Raw genomic sequence first — 2,765 nt, 5'->3', positions numbered from 1 at the left:
GATTGCGAACATGACGGTGACCGAGGGGGGTACGGCGGACCAGATCATCGCGGGGAGCGATCCCGACGGCGATGCCTTGACGTTCACGAAGGCGACGGGGCCGGCGTTCATGACGGTGACGACGACGAACGCCACGACGGGGAGCGTCCACGTCGCGCCGGGCACCGGTGACGCGGCGGGCTCGCCCTATTCGGCGTCCGCCTCCGCTTCGGATGGATCGCTGAGCGATACGAAGAGCTTCTCGATCACGGTGAATACGGCGGCGCCGGGGAACCGCGCTCCGACGCTCAATGCGATTGCGAGCATGACGGTGGACGAGGGGGCGACGGCCGATCAGGTGATCACGGGGAGCGATCCGGACGGGGACGCCTTGACGTTCACGAAGGCCGCGGGGCCGGGGTACATGACGGTCACGACGACGAACGTCACGACGGGAAGCATCGCCTTAGCACCCGGGTTCTCGGATTCGGGGACCGCGGCGGCTACGGTTCGGGCGAGCGACGGGGCGTTGAGCGACGAGAAGTCGTTCACGATCACGGTGAACAACGTGAACCGGCGTCCGACGGCCGACGCAAACGGGCCGTACACCGGCGTGATCAACGCGCCGGTCAGCTTCGACGGGACCGGCTCTTCCGATCCGGACGGAGATGCCCTGACCTATTCATGGGACTTCGACGCTTCCGACGGGATCGCGAGCGATGCAACCGGGGCGACTCCGACGCACGCGTACGCTTCGGCAGGCACGTTCACCGTGACGCTGACCGTGACCGACAACGGATCGCCGGCGCTGAACGGCACCGATACCGCGACGGCCACGATCTCGGAAACGGGGGCGTTTCAGGCGAACATATCGGTCAGCAGAAAGAACCGGGTGATCCGTCTCGCCTCGAGCCAGCTCTGGTGCGTCCAGATCAGGCCTGTGGAATCGTCCTTCAAGATCACCGACATCATTCCTTCCTCGATCGTGGCGGAGTTCTCCGGGGTCCGGATTTCCCCTGTGACTACGACGAGAATCTTCTCTGACGGCCGCAGAGGCAAGGCCGGAGGCGCACACGGTGACGGAGTCCGATCGAAAAAGTGCGACGAAAACGGAGAGGGCGACGGAGATGACGATGACGACGACCAAGGGGGTGCCCCGGCGTTCAGGGCCTGCTTCTCGAAGGAGAGCCTCCGAACGCTCTTCGCGAGCCTCCCGGGCGGACGTACCACCGTGGAGGTCACCATCGCGGGTAGCCTGAAGGGCGGCGGTGCCTTCGAGGGCACGGTTTCGGTCGACGTCGTGAAGACCGGTTCGGGAGCGCTGGCGCATGCCGATGCGAACGCCATGCCGAATCCGTTCAACCCACAAACGATGATCAGCTTCGAGCTGAGCCGGCCGGGCAGCGTCAAGCTCCAGATCTTCGACATCTCGGGCCGTCTCGTGAGCACGCTCGCGGACCAAGTCATGTCGAGCGGATCTCACGGCGTGCCCTGGAACGGCACGTCGAACATCGGATCGCGGGTGTCCTCGGGCGTGTACTTCTACATCCTCCAGACTCCCGACGGCGTCGCGAGGAATCAGCTCGTGGTCGTGAAGTAAGCGGCCCGGCGTCGAGCGCGGAACGAAGCGGGGCGGCCCCAGCGGCCGCCCCGCTCAATTTTGGAGGCGGTTTTCCGCCGCACGGATCAGCGTGAGCAGCGCCTCCTGCGTAGGCGCGGGCTCGCCCGCCTCTTTCGCGAGCCGCACCACCGCCCCCGTGATCTCCTCGACCTCAGTACGGCGGCCGCGGTCGAGATCTTCCAGCATCGAAGAGCGGTTCCCGGCCGTTTCGTGAAGGATTGAGTGGAGCGCCGCCTCGTAATCGAAGCCCTTCTCTAGGATCCCAAGCTTCCATCCCACTCGCGCGGCTTCACCCGCGGCGTGCTTCGCGACCCCGAAAAGGGTGGGCTCGAGCAGGATCGTCCCGTTGGTGCAGCGGGCCAGCGCCGTGAGCGGGTTCACGGCCGAGTTCAAGACGAGCTTGCGCCACAGCACCGCCCGCGCATCGGGGCGGGCATCCGCCTTGAGTCCGGCTCCGCGCAGGGTCTCCGCCGCGCGCTCGGCCGGCGCGAGATCCTCCGGGCGCCACGGCGCGACCAGGGTCGCACCGTCCTCGGCGGCGCGGAGCGCGCCGCGCCCATCCAGGTAGGCTCCCAACGATGTCGCGCCCGCGAGAAGGGGAAGGCGGGGCAGAGCCGCCTCAAGGACTTCCATGTGGCCCCACCCGTTTTGAAATGAGCAGATCGGGGCCTCGCGCAGATCCAGAGGGGCGAGTGATCCGGCGACCTCGGCCACGTCGTAGGCTTTCACGCTCAGGAGCACGAGACGGCTTCCGCGAAGGACCTCGAAGCCGACGCCCGCACGAAGGGCCGGATAATCCCGCATCAAGTCATCGAGTCGCGACCGGGATCGGACCGCGACCCGCACGTCGGCTTTTACCGCGAGGAATCGCGACGCGAGTAGCGTTCCCAGCGCCCCGCCGCCCACGATTCCGATCGGATCCGCCACTGGACTGCCTCCGCGACCGGGGAAACGTCTCCCTGAGGCACGACCACGACCGGGCGCGCCTTGACAGGTTCCGGAGGGGGAGTGTACGCTTCCCGTGTCGCAACCCTCAACCGACCCCGGCTCCTCCTCGAATCAAGACAAGAATTGAGCGATCTCCGCGGAGTCATTTTCGACTACGGCAATACGCTGGTTCGGCTGGACCCCGGCGTCCGATCCCTTCGCTCCGATTACGCGGATG

At 66.6% G+C, this 2,765-nt stretch carries 2 protein-coding genes; one reads left to right on the top strand and one right to left on the bottom strand.

The genetic code is table 11. The annotated features are described in order from the left end of the window. Positions 1 to 10 precede the first annotated feature (10 nt). Complete coding sequence (locus tag E6K76_00700) at positions 11 to 1,579, top strand: PKD domain-containing protein (protein TMQ60785.1); 1,569 nt, start codon at positions 11 to 13, stop codon at positions 1,577 to 1,579. A 54-nt stretch (positions 1,580 to 1,633) separates the two neighbouring features. Here E6K76_00700 and E6K76_00695 read toward each other — a convergent pair whose 3' ends face one another. Continuing rightward, positions 1,634 to 2,527 carry a 2-dehydropantoate 2-reductase gene (locus E6K76_00695; GenBank protein ID TMQ60784.1) on the bottom strand — a complete coding sequence of 298 codons (894 nt, stop codon included), beginning with the start codon at positions 2,525 to 2,527 and terminating at the stop codon, positions 1,634 to 1,636. Between the last annotated feature and the right edge of the window lie 238 nt (positions 2,528 to 2,765).

The sequence above is a fragment of the Candidatus Eisenbacteria bacterium genome (genome assembly GCA_005893275.1).
GTDB lineage: Bacteria > Eisenbacteria > RBG-16-71-46 > SZUA-252 > SZUA-252 > WS-7.
The sequence above is the reverse complement of the archived record's forward strand: the minus strand, read 5'-3'. Positions and strand labels throughout refer to the sequence as shown.

Bases quoted from the DNA above. Each gene is read 5' to 3' on its own strand.
- E6K76_00700 (TMQ60785.1), top strand. From the start codon at position 11: ATGACGGTGACCGAGGGGGGTACGGCGGACCAGATCATCGCGGGGAGC.